Annotated in this window: 12 protein-coding genes and 1 pseudogene; 8 read left to right on the top strand and 5 right to left on the bottom strand. The window is 66.0% G+C overall.

Features of this window, described 5'->3' with window-relative positions; translation table 11 throughout:
- The first annotated feature begins 210 nt into the window (after window positions 1–210).
- The 4 genes from uxaC (at window position 211) to AB6N07_RS11180 (ending at window position 5,325) form a co-directional block, all read left to right on the top strand.
- A complete protein-coding gene (gene uxaC, locus AB6N07_RS11195) occupies window positions 211–1,629 on the top strand; it encodes a glucuronate isomerase (RefSeq protein ID WP_370677885.1) in 1,419 nt (472 codons plus the stop codon).
- 52 nt (window positions 1,630–1,681) lie between these two features.
- Window positions 1,682–3,190: a mannitol dehydrogenase family protein gene (locus AB6N07_RS11190; protein ID WP_370677884.1), complete on the top strand. Its 1,509-nt coding sequence runs from the start codon at window positions 1,682–1,684 to the stop codon at window positions 3,188–3,190.
- Window positions 3,191–3,224: 34 nt separating this feature from the next.
- The gene (uxuA, locus tag AB6N07_RS11185; protein ID WP_370677883.1) at window positions 3,225–4,415 is read left to right on the top strand and encodes a mannonate dehydratase; all 1,191 of its coding nucleotides are present in this window, start codon (window positions 3,225–3,227) and stop codon (window positions 4,413–4,415) included.
- Between the two features lie 217 nt (window positions 4,416–4,632).
- Complete coding sequence (locus AB6N07_RS11180) at window positions 4,633–5,325, top strand: GntR family transcriptional regulator (protein WP_370677882.1); 693 nt, start codon at window positions 4,633–4,635, stop codon at window positions 5,323–5,325.
- 178 nt (window positions 5,326–5,503) lie between these two features.
- On the opposite strand, the gene AB6N07_RS11175 is transcribed toward AB6N07_RS11180, so the two are convergent.
- Both AB6N07_RS11175 and AB6N07_RS11170 read right to left on the bottom strand, forming a co-directional pair.
- The gene (locus AB6N07_RS11175) at window positions 5,504–5,992 is read right to left on the bottom strand and encodes a hypothetical protein (RefSeq protein WP_370677881.1); all 489 of its coding nucleotides are present in this window, start codon (window positions 5,990–5,992) and stop codon (window positions 5,504–5,506) included.
- A 15-nt stretch (window positions 5,993–6,007) separates the two neighbouring features.
- Window positions 6,008–6,355, bottom strand: a complete 348-nt coding sequence (locus AB6N07_RS11170; protein ID WP_370677880.1) for a hypothetical protein — start codon at window positions 6,353–6,355, stop codon at window positions 6,008–6,010.
- A 426-nt stretch (window positions 6,356–6,781) separates the two neighbouring features.
- On the opposite strand from AB6N07_RS11170, the gene AB6N07_RS11165 reads away from it, so the two are divergent.
- The 4 genes from AB6N07_RS11165 to AB6N07_RS11150 are packed head-to-tail and all read left to right on the top strand — an operon-like array spanning window position 6,782 to window position 10,376.
- Window positions 6,782–7,567 carry an ABC transporter permease gene (locus tag AB6N07_RS11165; protein WP_370677879.1) on the top strand — a complete coding sequence of 262 codons (786 nt, stop codon included), beginning with the start codon at window positions 6,782–6,784 and terminating at the stop codon, window positions 7,565–7,567.
- Window positions 7,568–7,570: 3 nt separating this feature from the next.
- The gene (locus AB6N07_RS11160; RefSeq protein ID WP_370677878.1) at window positions 7,571–8,317 is read left to right on the top strand and encodes an ABC transporter ATP-binding protein; all 747 of its coding nucleotides are present in this window, start codon (window positions 7,571–7,573) and stop codon (window positions 8,315–8,317) included.
- 44 nt (window positions 8,318–8,361) lie between these two features.
- Window positions 8,362–9,327, top strand: a complete 966-nt coding sequence (locus AB6N07_RS11155) for an ABC transporter substrate-binding protein (protein ID WP_370677877.1) — start codon at window positions 8,362–8,364, stop codon at window positions 9,325–9,327.
- Window positions 9,324–10,376 (top strand): hypothetical protein, encoded by a 1,053-nt coding sequence (locus AB6N07_RS11150; RefSeq protein ID WP_370677876.1) that lies wholly within the window; start codon window positions 9,324–9,326, stop codon window positions 10,374–10,376. The genes AB6N07_RS11155 and AB6N07_RS11150 overlap by 4 nt, the downstream gene beginning before the upstream one ends.
- A 69-nt stretch (window positions 10,377–10,445) precedes the next feature.
- Here AB6N07_RS11150 and metH read toward each other — a convergent pair.
- The 3 genes and pseudogenes from metH to AB6N07_RS11135 all read right to left on the bottom strand — a co-directional run bounded on the left by metH (window position 10,446) and on the right by AB6N07_RS11135 (window position 16,360).
- Window positions 10,446–14,252, bottom strand: a pseudogene (gene metH, locus AB6N07_RS11145) (methionine synthase).
- Window positions 14,253–14,387: 135 nt separating this feature from the next.
- A complete protein-coding gene (gene metF, locus AB6N07_RS11140; protein ID WP_370677875.1) occupies window positions 14,388–15,326 on the bottom strand; it encodes a methylenetetrahydrofolate reductase [NAD(P)H] in 939 nt (312 codons plus the stop codon).
- Between the two features lie 29 nt (window positions 15,327–15,355).
- Window positions 15,356–16,360 carry an ArsR/SmtB family transcription factor gene (locus AB6N07_RS11135; protein ID WP_370677874.1) on the bottom strand — a complete coding sequence of 335 codons (1,005 nt, stop codon included), beginning with the start codon at window positions 16,358–16,360 and terminating at the stop codon, window positions 15,356–15,358.
- Window positions 16,361–16,435 lie beyond the last annotated feature (75 nt).

Raw genomic sequence — 16,435 nt, 5'->3', positions numbered from 1 at the left:
AATGGTATCGGCAATCGAAAACTGAAGGCCGGCGTCCACTCGGAGGAGACAGGCCCACGGGCCGAGGACGGAGGAGCCTCCAGCAACCACAAGGATGGACCGACCCATTTGTGAATGGGCGGGGCGGTGAAAACCGTATTTGGTGCCGGAGAGGAAAGCAGTTGTCTCGCCGGTCCCAAAACGGCGAGGCAGGATGGGAGTTTGAGACCAATGTCCGAGGCGTTCACCCTTCACCCCGACCGGTTGTTTCCGGCAGACCCGGCGACGCGCGCCATCGCGCGCGATCTTTATGCCGGCGTCGCCAATCTGCCGATCGTCAGCCCGCACGGCCATACCGACCCATCCTGGTTTGCCGACGACCAGCCCTTCGCCGATCCGGCGACGCTGTTCGTCATCCCCGATCATTACGTCCACCGCATGCTCTATTCCCAAGGCATCCGGCCGGAACAGGTCGGCGTACCCCGCCTCGACGGCGGGCCGGTGGAGACCGACAAGCGCAAGATCTGGCGCATCCTCGCCGAGAACTTCCACCTCTATCGCGGCACCCCCTCCTATATCTGGCTGACCCACGCCTTCCAGACGGTGTTCGGCATCACCGAAGTGCCATCGGCTCACAACGCCGACCGGCTCTACGACACCATCGCCGCCGCGCTGGACAAGCCGGAGTTCCGGCCGCGCGCCCTGTTCGAGCGCTTCAACATCGAGGTGATCGCCACCACCGAAAGCCCGCTCGACGATCTCCGCCATCACCGCAAGATCCGTCAGAGCGGCTGGAAGGGACGCGTCGTCACCGCCTTCCGGCCCGACCCGGTGGTCGATCCGGCCTTCCCTAGCTTTGCCGACAATCTTCAAACGCTCGGCCGCATCACCGGCCAGGACACCTCGAGCTATCAAGGCTATCTCGCCGCGCTCGCCGACCGCCGCCGCTATTTCATCGAGGTGGGCGGAGCCACGTCGAGCGACCATGGCCACCCGACGGCCCGCACCGCCGACCTTCAGGCCGAAGATGCCGCCGCGCTCTACGCCCGCGTTCGCGCCGGTGGCGCATCGGCCGAGGACGCCGAATTATTCCGCGGACAGATGCTGACCGAGATGGTTCAGATGTCCACCGTCGACGGCTTGGTCATACAGATCCACCCGGGTTCTCGGCGCGACCACAACCCGGAGATATACAGCACCTTCGGCAAGGACAAGGGCGCCGACATCCCCGGCCCCACCGGCTATGTCGAGGAATTGAGGCCGCTGTTGGCCCGCTTCGGCAATCGGGCCGACCTCACCATCATCGTCTTCACGCTCGACGAGACGGTCTATGCCCGCGAACTGGCACCGCTGGCCGGCCATTACCCTGCCCTGCGCCTCGGCCCGGCCTGGTGGTTCCACGACAGCCCCGAGGGCATGCGCCGCTACCGCGAGCAGGTGACGGAGACGGCGGGCTTCTACAACACCGTCGGCTTCAACGACGACACCCGCGCCTTCCTGTCGATCCCGGCCCGCCACGACGTTTCCCGCCGCGTCGACTGCGGTTTCCTCGCCCGTCTCGTCGCCGAGCATCGGCTGGGCCTCGACGACGCGCGCGAAGTGGCGCACGACCTTGCGTACCGCCTCGCTAAAAAGGCCTATCGTCTCTAGACCATGTGAAGAGCGGGCCCCGCCGGGCCGCCACCACTCAGGACTCAATCAAATGTCCAGTTCCAAGCCGAAGCCTACCGCTGCCAAGCGCCTCGGCAATGCCCGCCTCGCCAAGCTTCCCGCCGCCGTCGCCCGTCCCGGTTACGACAGGAAGAAGGTGACGGCCGGTATCGTCCACCTGGGGCTCGGCGCCTTCTGCCGATCCCATCTCGGCGTCTATACCGATGATGTCTTGGCGCTAGGGGCCACCGATTGGGGAATCGTGGGCGTCAATTTCCGCTCGCCCGAGATCATCGAGGCCCTCAAGCCGCAAGACGGGCTCTACACGCTGCTGTCCCGCGAAGACGGCGTCGACAAGCTCCGGGTGATCGGCGCCTTCCTGGACGTCATGAGTGCTGGCGATCAGTTCGACGAAGTGCTGGCGCTGATGGTCAAACCCGAGATCCGCGTCGTCACCATCACCGTGACCGAAAAGGGCTATTGCTACGATCCGGCCACCGGCCGCCTCAACGAGGCGCATCCGATGGTCACGGCCGATCTCGCCGATCCCACGCGGCCGCGCAGCCTGCCCGGTCTGATCGCCGAGGCGTTGCGCCTCAGACGGAAGGCCGGCGTGCCGCCGTTTACCGTGCTTTCCTGCGACAATCTGCCGCAAAACGGCAAGGTCACCCGGGCCGTGGTGGCCCGCTTTGCCGAACTCAGCGATCCCGACCTCGGCGAGTGGATCGCCGACCACGTTGCCTTTCCCTCGTCGATGGTCGACCGCATCACCCCGGCCACCAACGATACCGATCGGGCCATTGTGACCGCCGGACTCGGCATGACCGACGCGTGGCCGGTGGTGGCCGAGCCGTTCCACCAGTGGGTGATCGAGGACAATTTCCCCAACGGTCGGCCGGCCTGGGATCAGGTCGGCGCCATCCTGACCGCCAACGTCCATCCCTTCGAGACGATGAAGCTCCGCTGCCTCAACGGCGCCCATTCGACGCTGGCCTATCTCAGCGTGCTCGCCGGCATTGAAACCGTCGCCGACGCCATGGCCGATCCGCTGCTGCCCAAGGTGATCCGTCACCTGTGGGACGACGACCTCATCCCCACCGTGCCGCCAGTGCCGGGCACCGACGTTGTCGCCTATACCGGCGACCTCGAGGCGCGCTTCCGCAATCCCGGCATCCGCCACCTCACCTTGCAGATATCGTCCGACGGCTCGCAGAAGCTCGGGCCGCGCCTGCTCGTTCCGGCAACCACGCGCATCGCCGAAGGCAAGGCGCCACGGGTGGTGCCGCTGACGGTTGCCGCCTGGATGGCCTTCCTGCGTGGGTCCGACGGCAACGGGCGGAGCTGGACGGTGGCCGACCCCATGGCCGCGCGCCTGACGGCGATCGCCGGCGAGCATGGCGACGACCCGGTGGCGCTGGCCGACGCGCTGTTCGCCATAAGCGAGATCTTCCCGGCCGCGATATCCGGCAACGCCCCGTTCCGCAAGGCGACGACCCAACACCTCAGAAGCCTTCTCACCCGTGGCGTACCCGCCACGCTCACCGCTTTCCTGTTCCGCTGATTTCAGGCGATCCGTTTTTCTGGAGGACCCCACCATGATCGAGACCTGGCGCTGGTTCGGCCCCGATGACCCCGTCAGCCTTCAGAAGGCGCGGCAGGCGGGCGCCACCGGCATCGTCACTGCCCTCCACCACATGAACCAGGGGCAGGTGTGGTCGGTGGACGAGATCGAAAAGCGCAAGGCCGTTGTGGAATCCGCTGGGCTCACCTGGTCGGTGGTCGAAAGCATCGGCGTCGGCGAGGAGATCAAGACCCGCACCGGCAACTACCGGGAAAAGATCGACAATTACAAGCAGTCGATCCGCAACGTCGCCCGGTCCGGCATCAAGACCATCTGCTACAACTTCATGGTCATCACCGACTGGAGCCGTACCAACCTGATGTTCAAGCTGCCCAACGGCGGCTTCGCGCTCCGCTACGACAAGGTGGATTTCGCCGCTTATGATCTGTTCGTGCTGAAGCGCAAGGCGGCCGAGGCGAGCTACAGCACCCACCTGATCGCCGCCGCCAAGGCACGCTTCGATGCCAAGAGCGCCGATCAAGTCGCCGAGCTGGAGCGCAACCTGATCGACTGGCTGCCGGCCCGCGACTTCGCCTACACCCGCGACAGCTTCCGCGACATGCTGGAACTCTATTCGGGCATCAGCCCCGACGACCTGCGCGCCAACCTCACCGAATTCCTGCGCGAGATCACGCCGGTGGCCGAGGAGGAAGGCGCCCGCCTGTGCATCCACGCCGACGATCCGTCCTTCCCGATTTTCGGCCTGCCGCGCGTCATGTCGACGGCCGAGGACGTCAGGGCGATGTTCAAGGCTGTGCCTCAGGAGGCCTGCGGCCTGACGCTCTGCACCGGCTCCTTCGGCTCCAATCTCGACAACGACCTCGTCGCCATGGCCAAGGAATTTGCCCCGCGCATCCACTTTGTCCACCTCCGCAACGTTACCCACGAGTCGGACGGTTCCTTCTACGAGGCCGACCATCTCGGCGGCGACACCGATCTGATTTCCGTCGCGGCGGCTATCCTGAGCGAGGAGGAGCGCCGCCGGTCGGTCGGTCGGACGGACGCCCAGATCCCCTTCCGGCCCGACCACGGCCATCTGATGGGCGACGACATCGGCCAGAAATCCAATCCCGGCTATTCCTTCGTCGGCCGCCTGAAGGGGCTCGCCGAACTCAGGGGGGCCATCAAGACCATCGAGGCCTTCCGCTCCGGCCGCGTCTCCTGACGCGGCGGAGGACGGCTGGCGTTTGTTCGGATTCCGATATTTGCCGAAGCGGTGTATCGAGCGGCGGCAGATATCGGCGACGACCATTGCCGGCTTTCGTCCCTCGCCGGTTTTGACCGTTATACCAACAGCTTCGCCGGCCTCCGCCCTATCGGCGCGATCCAGCTGGACGGCCTCCATGGCTTATGCCATGGTAGTATCTCAATGGAGAACGCACGTGCTGCCAACTGCCGCCGCCGGTTACGAGCTCGACCCCAAGCAGCCCATCGGGGCTCAGGTCTACAGCCTCTTGAAGCGGATGATCATCTGTCTCGCCTTCAAGCCCAACGAGGCCCTGAGCGAGAAGGAACTGGCGTTGCGCCTCGGCGTCAGCCGCACGCCGGTGCGTGAAGCGCTCATTCGCCTGGCCGACGAGACCCTGGTCGACGTTTTTCCGCAGCGCGGCACCGTCGTGTCGCCGATCAAGGTCGCCGAGGTCATGGAGGCGCAGTTCCTGAGGGAAGCCCTGGAGGCCGCCGTCGCCCGCCGGGCCGCCGAACAGCCTTCGCCGGCCCTGATCCGCGACTTGTCTCGCCTGCTCGACGCGCAGCATCAGGCTGCCACCGCCGGCCTGCCGGAAGACTACATGCCGCTCGACGAGGCCTTTCACCGCGCCATCAGCGAAGGCACCGGCATGCCCCGGGCCTGGCGCCTCATCCAGAGCGTCAAGGGGCAGATGGACCGCGTCCGCTTCCTCAGCCTTCCCAACAAGGCGCACCTTCTGCTGCTCACTGACCAGCACGCCGAAATCTTCAAGGCGATCGAAACGCAAGACCCCGACCGCGCCGAGGCGGCCATGCGCCATCACCTCAAGGAAGTGCTGAAGACCATCCAGGAACTCGCCGCCGAAATGCCCGCCATTTTCGCCTGAGCTATAGGTGAGCGAGAGGCGGGGCAGTGCCCCGCGCGCTCAGAACGAACGCGTCATACCAAGATGCATTGAAAATGCCTCTTGGTATTCTGCTTGCCGATTTCTCATGCCCCTGATGCAAATGAGAAATCGGCGATGGCTCAATGAGCGGATGCGTCAGCATCTTCGCGAATTGCTATCACACGTCCTGATACGACTTGGCCCAATCGAAGACGGCTTGCTGCTGTTCCCGCATGAAGGTCATATCGTCCTCGACCACATAGCCGAGGTCGGCCGCGGCGGTCACAAATCCCTTGCGCGCTGCCGGGTCCATCTCACCGCTTTTGAGCTTCTGCTGGTTGACGATGATGGCGCTGAGCAGCGGCCAGCCCTTGCGGTGCGAGAATTCAAGCAAGCTGATGAGATGCCCGGTCATGGCAGAGCGCTTTTTCGACCAATCGACGCCGCTCTCCTCGGCAAGCTGCGCGTAGGAAAGATAACTTCCAGCGCGCGCCGCCTTCAGCACGGCATGCATCGTCTTGTCGAATTCGAGGCCACCACCCTTGCGGCGTCCCTTGTCCTCCAGCGCCTGGAGATAATAGGGGTCGGAGGTCAGCTCCTTGCGACGATAGTTGTCGATGATGTTCTGAAGTTCGCTGTCCGTCCATTCGGCAACCGGCTTGGCCATCTTCGTCTCCGCTAATTACGAGACGGCGGCCTTCCTGAGGCTCAGGCGGTAATGCGCCGGCACGACCTCTTCAAATAGCACAGTATCGCCGACAACGGCGCCGGTTCGTTCGAAAAAGCTCTTAACGAAGCCATGCTCGCGAAAAAACTTGCGCGGCCGGCCATGCCGAGACTTCGGAATCTCGGCATTGACCTTGAGATCGTTGAATTCGAGGCGGATCGACTTCGGCATCGGCTTGGCCTTGGCCGGCGCGTCCGGCGACGGATCGCTTGCCGGCGGCGTCAGATGCCCGAGAATGGCCGTGATATAGATATGGTAATTCTTGAGGTTCCCCTCCGTAAGCTGGCTTTCGTAGACGGTCATGCTTCTATCTTCCTGGCTCACGCCGGCTTGGGTGCCACGCCCATTCGGCGCGGATGCGATCGAGCAGGATGCTGGCTGGTGCGTCGTTCAGGTTCTGGGAATGAATTCGCCAGGAAAGCCGTGGCGAGCACAGCCATGGCTGGAGCGACCGGAAGGGCATAATAGCACGTCAAAGCTGGGTAGAAGAGGGAAGCCAAAAATTTAGGTACCCATCCCACTCTTGACTTGGACCGGCCCCAACCACTTCCCAGGAGCCGCCGCGAACAGCTGTCGCGGGCAGCATAAGTGCCAATCGGCCGCCGTTCCCAGCCGCCGCCACATGGAAAGCCAGCGACGAGATATCAACCGACACAAGCGTTTACCGACATCGCCATCCGGAATTCCGCGTAATTGACTTGCCGGTCCGCGATCCGCCATTCATCGCTGATGCAAATAAGACGCAAAAGCAATCTGCGACCGACCATTCTGCCGCTGTCGGTGTTGATCATCTGGCTGGTCGCCTCCTCGGCCGGCATGACCAACGCCTACCTGTTGCCGTCTCCAGGGCGCATCGCCGAAGCGGCCGGCGAACTTATCGCCAACGGAGAGCTTTTCCGGCACATCGGCGCCAGTCTGTGGCGGGTGCTGTTCGGCTTTGCCCTCACCGCCGCCCTCGCCCTGCCGCTTGCCTTTCTGACCGGCATCTTCGCGCCGCTCGGCGGCTATCTCAGCTGGGTTCTCGAAGCGCTGCGCGTCACGCCCCCGCTGGCGCTGGTGCCGCTGCTGATTCTCTGGCTGGGCATCGGTGAGGCGTCCAAGCTCACCATCGTCGTGCTGGCAAGCTTCTTTCCCGTCTACATGAATGCTCTTGCCGGCATCCGCGAGGCCGACGGCAAGCTGATCGAACTGGCCCGCACGCTCGACCTCACCCGCCGCGAAACGGCCCTGCACGTCTTTCTGCCGGCGGCGTTGCCCGGCATCGTCAACGGCCTGAGGCTCGGCTTCGGCTACAGCTGGCGGGCGCTGGTCGGCGCCGAACTGGTCGCCGCCTCGGCAGGCCTCGGCTACCTGATCATCGACGCCAGCGAAATGGCCCGCACCGACCGCGTCTTCGTCGGCATCTTCGCCATCGCCGCGCTCGGCGCCCTGACGGACTGGCTGTTCCGCCGTGCCGCCGCCCGGCTGATGCCATGGCGAAGCGAAGCTGGCCAGAGCAGCGGGCTGGAGGGCTGAGCCATGTACGCCCTGACCATCGCCGGCCTCCGCCGCCGCTTCGAGATTTCCGGCCGGGCGATCGATGCGCTCGCCGGCATCGACCTTGCCATTGCCGCGGGCGAACTTCTGGCGGTGGTCGGTCACAGCGGCTGCGGCAAGACCACGCTACTGCACCACGTCGCCGGCCTGCAAAGCCCCGATGCCGGCTCGATCACCTTCCACGCGCCGGACGGCCCCACCCACGACGCCCGGATCGGCATGGTTTTTCAGGAGCCGCGCCTCATGCCGTGGAAGACGGTGCGCGGCAACCTTGCCCTGGCGCTGAAGCGCTTCGCCAGCGGCACCGAGGCCGAGCGGCGGATCGGCGACGCCCTCGATATGGTCGGCCTCGGCGCATTCGCCGACGCCTGGCCGCACCAGCTGTCGGGCGGCATGGCCCAGCGCGTCTCGCTCGCCCGCGCCCTCTGCCGCGATCCGGACATCCTGCTGCTGGACGAACCGTTCGGCGCCCTCGACGCGCTGACGCGCAGCCGCGTCCACGGCGAATTCGCCGCCATCCGGCTACGGCGCCCGCTGACCACCATCCTGGTCACCCACGACATCGCCGAGGCGGTGCGCCTTGCCGACCGCGTCGCCGTCATGCAGGCGGGCCGCCTCACCGCCGTCTTCGACATCGACCTCCCCCACCCCCGGCCGCTGGCCGCGCCCGGCCTTGCCGAGCAGGTGGCGGCGATCACCGCCGCCGTTCTCGGCGAACCCGTTTCATGACCGCCCCCCAACCACCAAAACCAAAAGCGCTAGGAGAAACGCCCGTGCTGAAATCCCTCGTCCGCCTCGCCGCCACGGCCGCCATGGCAGCCCTGTTCGCCGGCAGCGCATTCGCCGCCGAACCACTGAAGGAAATCAACATTTCCTATGTCGAGTCGCCCTTCAACCTGCAGACCATCGTCATGCGCAAGCAGGAGCTGCTGGAGAAGGAATTCGCCGCCGACGGCGTCAAGATCAACTGGCACACCATCAACTCCGGCGCCCAGCAGGCCCAGGCGATGGCCGCCGGCTCGCTCGACATCGGCGGCGTCATGAACACCACCTCGATATTGCTCGCCAATGCCGGCGGCAACCCGGTGCTGATCGCCGCCGGCGTCAGCCGCCCGGCCCAGACCTACGCCATCATGGGCAAGGCCGGCGGGCCGAAGACCATCGCCGACCTCCGGGGTAAGCAGGTGGTCGGGCCGCGCGGCACCGTGCTGCACCAGATCCTGGCCGCCGCTCTCGTCTCCGAGGGCATGACCCTCTCGGACGTCGAATTCATCGGCATGGACCTGCCCAAGGCGCAGGCGGCCTTGATCGCCGGCCAGACCGACGCGGCGCTGCTCGCCGCCAGCCTGAAGATCAAGGCGGAAGCGGCCGGCGCCACGGTGATCGCTACCGGCGACGGCCTCGTCAATCCGGTTCTGGTGGTGGGCGTTTCCAAGGCCTTCGCCGATGCGCACCCCGATGCCGCGGCCCGCGTGCAGCGCGTCAACAAGGAGGCGACCGCCTGGGTACTCGCCCATCTCGATGAAGCCACCGAGATCGGCGCCAAGGAACAGGGCATTCCGCTCGAGGATGGCAAGAAGCTCGCCGCCTGGGGCAACTTCACCGACACGCTGACCGAAAAGGACATCGCCAGCATCAAGGACGACATCAAGTTCCTCAACGACAACGACATGATGAAGGGCACGGTCGACGTCGAAGCGCTGATGCTGCCGGGCGCCCTCGCGGGGAACGCCCAGTGAAGACCTTTCTCGAAGTTCGCGAACGCGACGGCGCGTTCGCCATCCGCCACGACGATCTCTTGGCCTACACCGGGCCGTCCCAACTCATCGCCTGCACGCTGACATTCCTGCTGTTCGAGCGAGCCTTCGCCGACCTATCGCCAGGCGTGCCGCCGCGCCGCGACGACATCCGCCTGCGCACCGCCTTTCCCGGCGACGGTGTCCACGCCGCCATGGAAATGGTGGCGCGGGCTGTCACCGACGGGCGGCTCGTGGTCGACACGCGCCTCGGCCCGCCGGAGGCGCCGGCCGCCCCGGCCGGACGCTTCTATTTCGAGGTGGCCATCGGCGACGCCGCGCGGGCCTACTGGCCCAAGCCGGGCTTCTTCGATGCCCGGTTCATCGACATGGTGGTGAACTATCAGGAAGGTAGCGGCGGACCGAAGGCGCAGGCCGACTACCTCGCCTTCAAGCATGAGCTGATCGCCCGCCTGCGGGGCATGCCGATCGGCGAACTGTTCGAAAGCCGGGAAATCCCCGCCTGGACCGTTCCGCCACCGCCGGCGCCGATCGAGGTCATCGACCACGGCACGCTCTTGCGCGTCTCCTTCACCGATTGCCTCGCCTATCACGGCCGCACCAGCATCGGCGGTCTGGCGCTGGGATACCGGCTGTTGCAGCACGCCTTCGCGACACTCAGCCCCGGCAAGGCGCCCGACCGCGACAGCGTGCGCGTCTTCACCGCCTTCCCCGGTCCCGGCCTCAGGGATGCGCTGGAGCTGGTTACCCGAGTGGTGACACGCGGCGCCTACACCGCCGACCCGGCCGCCGACGTACCCGGCCCGGAGGGCGTCACCGGTCGCATGTATTTCGAGGTGGAGGTCGGCGACCGGCGATTGCGCCTCGCGCTCATCGATGGCGCCATCGAGCCGGAGTTCATCCGTCTCGGCCGCAAGAGCAAGGCCGGCGAGGCCACACCCGAAGACGAAGCCCGCTGGACCGAGCTCAAGGAAGCGCTCGCCGTCACCGTGCTATCGACGCCCGCCGCCGACCTGTTCGTCGAGCATTGAAAGACAAGGGTCGCGCGGTCAGGCCGCGCGGCCCACCCATCACGCTTCCGGCGCCAGGACTCCGCCCGTTCACCCCGCCGCGCGCTTCGGCTCGTAATTCAATATCGGCGCCAGCCACCGCTCCGCCGTCTTCACGTCCCAGCCCTTGCGGGCGGCGTAGTCGGCGACCTGGTCGGCGTCGATCTTGCCGACGCCGAAATACTGGCTGTCGGGGTGGCTGAAGTAGAGGCCGGAGACGGCGGCGCCCGGCCACATGGCGAAGTTCTCGGTCAGCTGGATGCCGACTTTCTCGGTGGCCTGAAGCAGCGAGAACAGCGTCGCCTTTTCCGTGTGGTCGGGCTGGGCCGGATAGCCGGGGGCCGGCCGGATGCCGCGATATTTCTCGGCGATGATGTCGTCGGTGGTCAGCGCCTCGTCGGCGGCGTAGCCCCAGAACTCGCGGCGCACCAGGGCGTGCATGCGCTCGGCGAAGGCCTCGGCGAGGCGGTCGGCTAGCGACTGGCTGAGGATCTTGGAATAATCGTCGTTGGCACGGGCAAAGCGCTCGGCCACTACGTCCTCGCCGAAGCCGGTGCTGACGGCGAAGCCGCCGATAAAGTCGGCGAGGCCGCTCTCCTTCGGCGCCACGAAGTCGGCGATGGCGAAATTGGCCCGTGCCGAGCCACGCGCCATCTGCTGGCGCAGGCTATGGAAGGTGGCGAGGCGTTCGGCACGGCTGTCGTCGGTGTAGAGTTCGATGTCGTCGCCGACGGCATTGGCCGGCCAGAAGCCGATCACCGCCTTGGCGGTCAGCCACTTTTCGTCGACCATCTGCTTCAGCATGGCCCGCGCGTCCTCATAGAGCGGCCGCGCCGCCTCGCCATAGACGGCGTCGTCGAGGATCTGCGGGAAATGGCCGCGCATCTCCCAGGTGGAGAAGAACGGCGTCCAGTCGATATAGGGCACGAGGTCGGCAAGGTCGTGGCTTTCGAACACCCGTGTGCCGAGGAAACTCGGCTTGGGCGGCGTGTAGCCCGTCCATTCCGGCACGAAGCGATTGGCGCGCGCATCGGCGATGGTAAGGCGCCGACGATCCTCGCGGCCGCGGGCATGCTCCTCGGCAATGCGGGCGTATTCGGTCCGGAGATCGTCGATGTAGACCACCTTGCGGTCCGAGAGCAGCGACGACGCCACGCCGACGGCACGGCTGGCGTCCGTCACATAGACCGCCTGCCCCCTGTTGTAGTTGGGATGGATCTTGACGGCGGTGTGGACGCGGCTGGTGGTGGCGCCGCCGATCATCAGCGGCAGTTCGAAGCCCTGCCGCTCCATCTCGGCCGCCACATGGCACATCTCGTCCAGCGACGGCGTGATCAGGCCTGATAGCCCGATGATATCCGCCTTCACCTCGCGCGCGGTGTCCAGGATCTTCTGCGCCGGCACCATCACGCCGAGGTCGATCACCCGGAAGTTGTTGCAGGCCAGCACGACGCCGACGATGTTCTTGCCGATGTCGTGCACGTCGCCCTTCACCGTCGCCATCAGAATGGTGCCGGCCGAGGAATCCTCGGTGATCCCCAGCTCTTCCTTTTCCTTCTCCATGAAGGGCATCAGCCAGGCCACCGCCTGCTTCATGACACGCGCCGATTTCACCACCTGCGGCAGGAACATCTTGCCGGCGCCGAACAGGTCGCCGACCACGTTCATGCCGGCCATCAGCGGCCCCTCGATGACGTGCAACGGCCGGGCGACGGAAAGCCGCGCTTCCTCGGTGTCCTCGGTGATGAACTCGGTGATGCCGTGGACGAGCGCGTGCTCCAGCCGCTTGGCCACCGGCAGCTGCCGCCAGGCGAGATCGACCACCCGCTCCTTGGCGCCGGTGCCGGCATAGCGCGCCGCCGCGTCGACGAGGCGCTCGGTGGCGTCCGGCCGACGGTTGAGGACGACGTCCTCGCACAGCTCCTTCAGCTCCGGGTCAAGCTGGTCATAGACGCCGAGCTGGCCGGCGTTGACGATGCCGAAATCCATGCCGGCGGCGATGGCGTGGTAGAGGAACACGGTGTGCATCGCCTCGCGCACCGGCTCGTTGCCACGGAAGGAGAAGCTGAGGTTGGAGACACCGCCCGACACGTGGGCGCCGACAAGGTTCTGCCGGATCCAGCGCGTCGCCTCGATGAAGTCGACGCCGTAGTTGTTGTGCTCCTCGATGCCGGTGGCCACCGCGAAGATGTTGGGATCGAAGATGATATCCTCGGGCGGCACGCCCACCTGTTCGGTCAAAATCTTGTAGCAGCGGGCGCAGATCTCGGTCTTGCGCTTATAGGTGTCGGCCTGTCCGACCTCGTCGAAGGCCATCACCACCATGGCGGCGCCGTAGCGGCGCACCAGCTTGGCATGGTGGATGAAGGCCTCTTCGCCTTCCTTCAGCGAGATCGAATTGACGATGCCCTTGCCCTGCAGGCACTTGAGACCCGCCTCGATCACCGTCCATTTGGAGCTGTCGACCATCACCGGCACACGGGCGATGTCCGGCTCGGCCGCCATCAGGTTGAGGAAGTTGACCATGGCCGCTTCGCTGTCGAGCAGGCCCTCGTCCATGTTGACGTCGATGACCGTCGCCCCGCCTTCTACCTGGTCGCGCGCCACCGCCAGCGCCGCCGGATAATCGCCCTCGCGGATCAGCTTGCGGAAGCGCGCCGAGCCCGTGACGTTGGTCCGTTCGCCGACCATGACGAAGCTGGCGGATGAGGCGGAAGTGTCGGTCATGGCAAGGATTATCCTTGGAAAGCGGAGCAGCGTGTCAGCATTAAGCGGTTCGGTCGGGGCCGGCTAGGCCCCGATCACCGTCGGCTCGAGGCCGGAGAGGCGCAGGCGCGGTTCGATCGTCGGCGGCACGCGCGGGGCAACACCCTTCACCGCCTCGGCGATCGCTTTGATGTGTGGCGGCGTGGTGCCACAGCAGCCGCCGACGATGTTGACGAGGCCGGAGCGGGCGAACTCGCCGACCAGCGCCGCCATCGCCTCAGGGCTCTCGTCATATTCGCCGAACTCGTTGGGCAGGCCGGCGTTGGGATAAGCGCAGATCAGCGTGTCGGAAACGCGAGCGAGATCGGCGATGTGGGCGCGCATCTCGCGCGCGCCCAGGGCGCAGTTGAGGCCGATGGACAGAAGGCCGGCATGCCGCACCGAATACCAGAAAGCCTCAGCCGTCTGGCCGGACAGCGTGCGTCCCGAGAGGTCGGTGATGGTGCCGGACACCGAGATCGGCAGCCGAATGCCGCGTTCCTCGAACACCTCCTCGGTGGCGAACAGCGCCGCCTTGGCGTTCAGCGTATCGAACACCGTCTCGATCATGATGATGTCGGCGCCGCCGTCGATCTGGCCGCGTACCGCCTCGGCATAGGCGCGGCGCAGGTCGTCGAAGGTGATCGCCCGGAAGCCAGGGTTGTTGACGTCGGGCGACAGCGAAGCGGTGCGGTTGGTCGGTCCCAGCGCGCCAGCAACAAAACGCGGCTTGCTCGGGTCCTTGGCTGTGAAGACGTCGGCGGCGCGGCGGGCAACGCGGGCGGATTCAAGGTTCAGCTCGTAGGCCAGCTCTTCCATGCCGTAGTCGGCCTGGGCGACAAAGGTCGAGGAGAAGGTGTTGGTCTCAAGGATGTCGGCGCCTGCCGCGAGATACTGGCTGTGGATGTCGAAGATCACGTCGGGCCGGGTGATCGAAAGGAGGTCGTTGTTGCCCTTGAGGTCTTTCGGCCAGTCCTTGAACCGCTCGCCCCGGAAGTCGGCTTCCGTCAGCTTGCAGCGCTGGATCATCGTGCCCATGGCGCCATCGATCACCAGGATGCGCTCGGAGGCGAGCTCGCGCAGGCGGCGCTCGGTCGGAGATGTCTCGGTCATGGCGGTTCTCCTTGGGTGTAGGTGTGGTCAGGCGGGGACGGCGACGGTCGGCTCGGTCTTGGCTCCAGAGCCTGTCTCGAAACTCGCTGGGGTGTGGCAGATAGCGACGAGTTCGAGAACCGGAGCGGAGCGAACTTACTGTTCGTGAGCACCGGAAGCGGAGAGCTCTAGGCTAGATGCCCGCCCCAGTAGAGTTTCGGGAGAGGCTCTGAGACCCATCATGTGGCAGATGGCGTACACCAGATCGGCCCGGTTCATGGTGTAGAAGTGGAAGTTGCGGAAGCCGCGATCGATCAGGTCCATCACCTGCTCGGCGCAGACGGCCGCCGCCACCAATTGGCGTGTCGCCGGATCGTTTTCCAGCCCATCGAAGCGGTGGGCGAGCCAGCCGGGCACCGAGGCGCCGGCCTTCTTGGCGAAGGCGGCCGACTGCTCGAAGTTCACCACCGGCACGATGCCCGGCACGATCGGCACGTCGATGCCGGCGGCGCGCACCCGCTCGACGTAGCGCTCGAACTTGTCGTTGTCGAAGAAGAACTGGCTGATGGCGCGGGTCGCCCCGGCCTCCACCTTGCGCTTCAAAATGGCGATGTCGGCGGCGACATCGGGGCTTTCGGGATGCTTTTCCGGATAGGCGGAAACGGAAATCTCGAAGTCGCCGATCGCCTTGATGCCGGCGATCAGGTCGGTGGTCGAGGCGTAGCCTTGGGGATGCGGCTGGTAGGCCGTGCCGAGGCCGCCGGCCGGATCGCCACGCAGCGCCACGATATGGCGGACGCCGGCATCGCGATAGCCGCGCACCACGTCGTCGATCTCGGCGCGGCTGGCGCCGACGCAGGTGAGATGGGCGGCCGGCTTGAGGTTCGTCTCGCGGACGATGCGGGCGACGGTGGCATGCGTACGTTCGCGCGTCGAGCCGCCGGCGCCGTAGGTGACCGACACGAAGCGCGGGCCGAGCGGCGCCAGACGGGTGATCGATGCCCACAACGCCTCTTCCATCTTCTCCGTCTTGGGCGGGAAGAATTCGAAGGAAACGCCGAGGTCGAGGGCGCCGATATTGTGACTGAACCGCATGATGGAATGTCCCGAAAAATCGTGTCGTGTCAGGCGATACGCTGAAGATTGGTCATGTCGACGCGGCGGTCGGCGGCAAGGAACAGCGACACAGTCAAGCCATCCGCCGTCTCCGGTGGCAGGTCGCGCACCGTGTCGAAGGCAAGGCCCGCCGCCTCGATCCAGCCGCGCATCTGCTCGTGGCTGAAGCCGAGCCGGCGGTGGGCGTGATCGGCGCGCAAGAATTCATGGTCGTGCGGCGCAAAATCGACGATCAGCAGACGACCACCGGGCGCCAGCGCCGCCGCCGCCTCACGCAGAGCCCGCGCCGGATCGTCGAGATAATGCAGCACCTGATGGATCACCACCAGATCGAAGCCGGCGCCGACCGACAGCGCCGTCACGTCGCCCTGGCGGACGTGGGCATTGTCGATGCCGGCCGCTGCCAGATTGGCGCGCGCCACCGACAGCATGTCGTGGCTCATATCGATGCCGACGGCGCGGCCGTAGCAATCGGCCAGCAACGTCAGCATGCGCCCGGTACCGGTGCCGACGTCGAGCATGTTGAAGATCGGCCGGTTGCCAACGGTGGCGCGGATCGCCGCCTCCACGTCATGCTCGGCGACATGCAGCGTCCTGAGACGGTCCCAGCCCTCTGCGTTCTGGGCGAAATAGCGCTGGGCCTCGGCGGCATGCGCCGCCTTGATGGCATCGAGCCGGCGCCGATCGGATTCCACGGCCGGATCGGCGGGGTCGATGGCGGCGATCAGCGTGCGCGTCAGCGCGGCCGCCGGCCCTTCGTCGACCAGACGATAATAGGCCCAGGCGCCTTCCGGCAGCCGCTCGACGAGCCCGGCCTCGGTGAGCAGCTTGAGATGACGCGACACGCGCGGCTGGCTCTGCGCCAGCACCTCGGTGAGATCCTTCACGGTGGCTTCGCCGAGCGACAGCAGCGCCAGAAGGCGCAGCCGCGTCGGCTCGCCAGCGCTGCGCAGCACCGACACCACATCGTCGAAGGAAGCAGCCGACACCTCGGCCATACGAACGCTAGACATAAAGATATGTTTATGTCGAATGGCAAAGCGTTGCAAGAGGCGCGATGGCCAGCGGCATCGAAAGCGCCATCAACG

The sequence above is a fragment of the Pleomorphomonas sp. PLEO genome, from assembly GCF_041320595.1.
Classification (GTDB): Bacteria; Pseudomonadota; Alphaproteobacteria; order Rhizobiales; family Pleomorphomonadaceae; genus Pleomorphomonas.
This window is presented reverse-complemented; position numbering and strand designations above follow the sequence as displayed.

Excerpts from the sequence above, each read along its gene's own strand:
- uxaC (WP_370677885.1), top strand. The coding sequence starts at position 211 with ATGTCCGAGGCGTTCACCCTTCACCCCGACCGGTTGTTTCCGGCAGAC.
- AB6N07_RS11190 (WP_370677884.1), top strand. The coding sequence starts at position 1,682 with ATGTCCAGTTCCAAGCCGAAGCCTACCGCTGCCAAGCGCCTCGGCAAT.
- uxuA (WP_370677883.1), top strand. The coding sequence starts at position 3,225 with ATGATCGAGACCTGGCGCTGGTTCGGCCCCGATGACCCCGTCAGCCTT.
- AB6N07_RS11175 (WP_370677881.1), bottom strand. The coding sequence starts at position 5,992 with ATGGCCAAGCCGGTTGCCGAATGGACGGACAGCGAACTTCAGAACATC.
- AB6N07_RS11170 (WP_370677880.1), bottom strand. The coding sequence starts at position 6,355 with ATGACCGTCTACGAAAGCCAGCTTACGGAGGGGAACCTCAAGAATTAC.
- AB6N07_RS11165 (WP_370677879.1), top strand. The coding sequence starts at position 6,782 with ATGCAAATAAGACGCAAAAGCAATCTGCGACCGACCATTCTGCCGCTG.
- AB6N07_RS11160 (WP_370677878.1), top strand. The coding sequence starts at position 7,571 with ATGTACGCCCTGACCATCGCCGGCCTCCGCCGCCGCTTCGAGATTTCC.
- metF (WP_370677875.1), bottom strand. The coding sequence starts at position 15,326 with ATGCGGTTCAGTCACAATATCGGCGCCCTCGACCTCGGCGTTTCCTTC.
- AB6N07_RS11135 (WP_370677874.1), bottom strand. The coding sequence starts at position 16,360 with ATGTCTAGCGTTCGTATGGCCGAGGTGTCGGCTGCTTCCTTCGACGAT.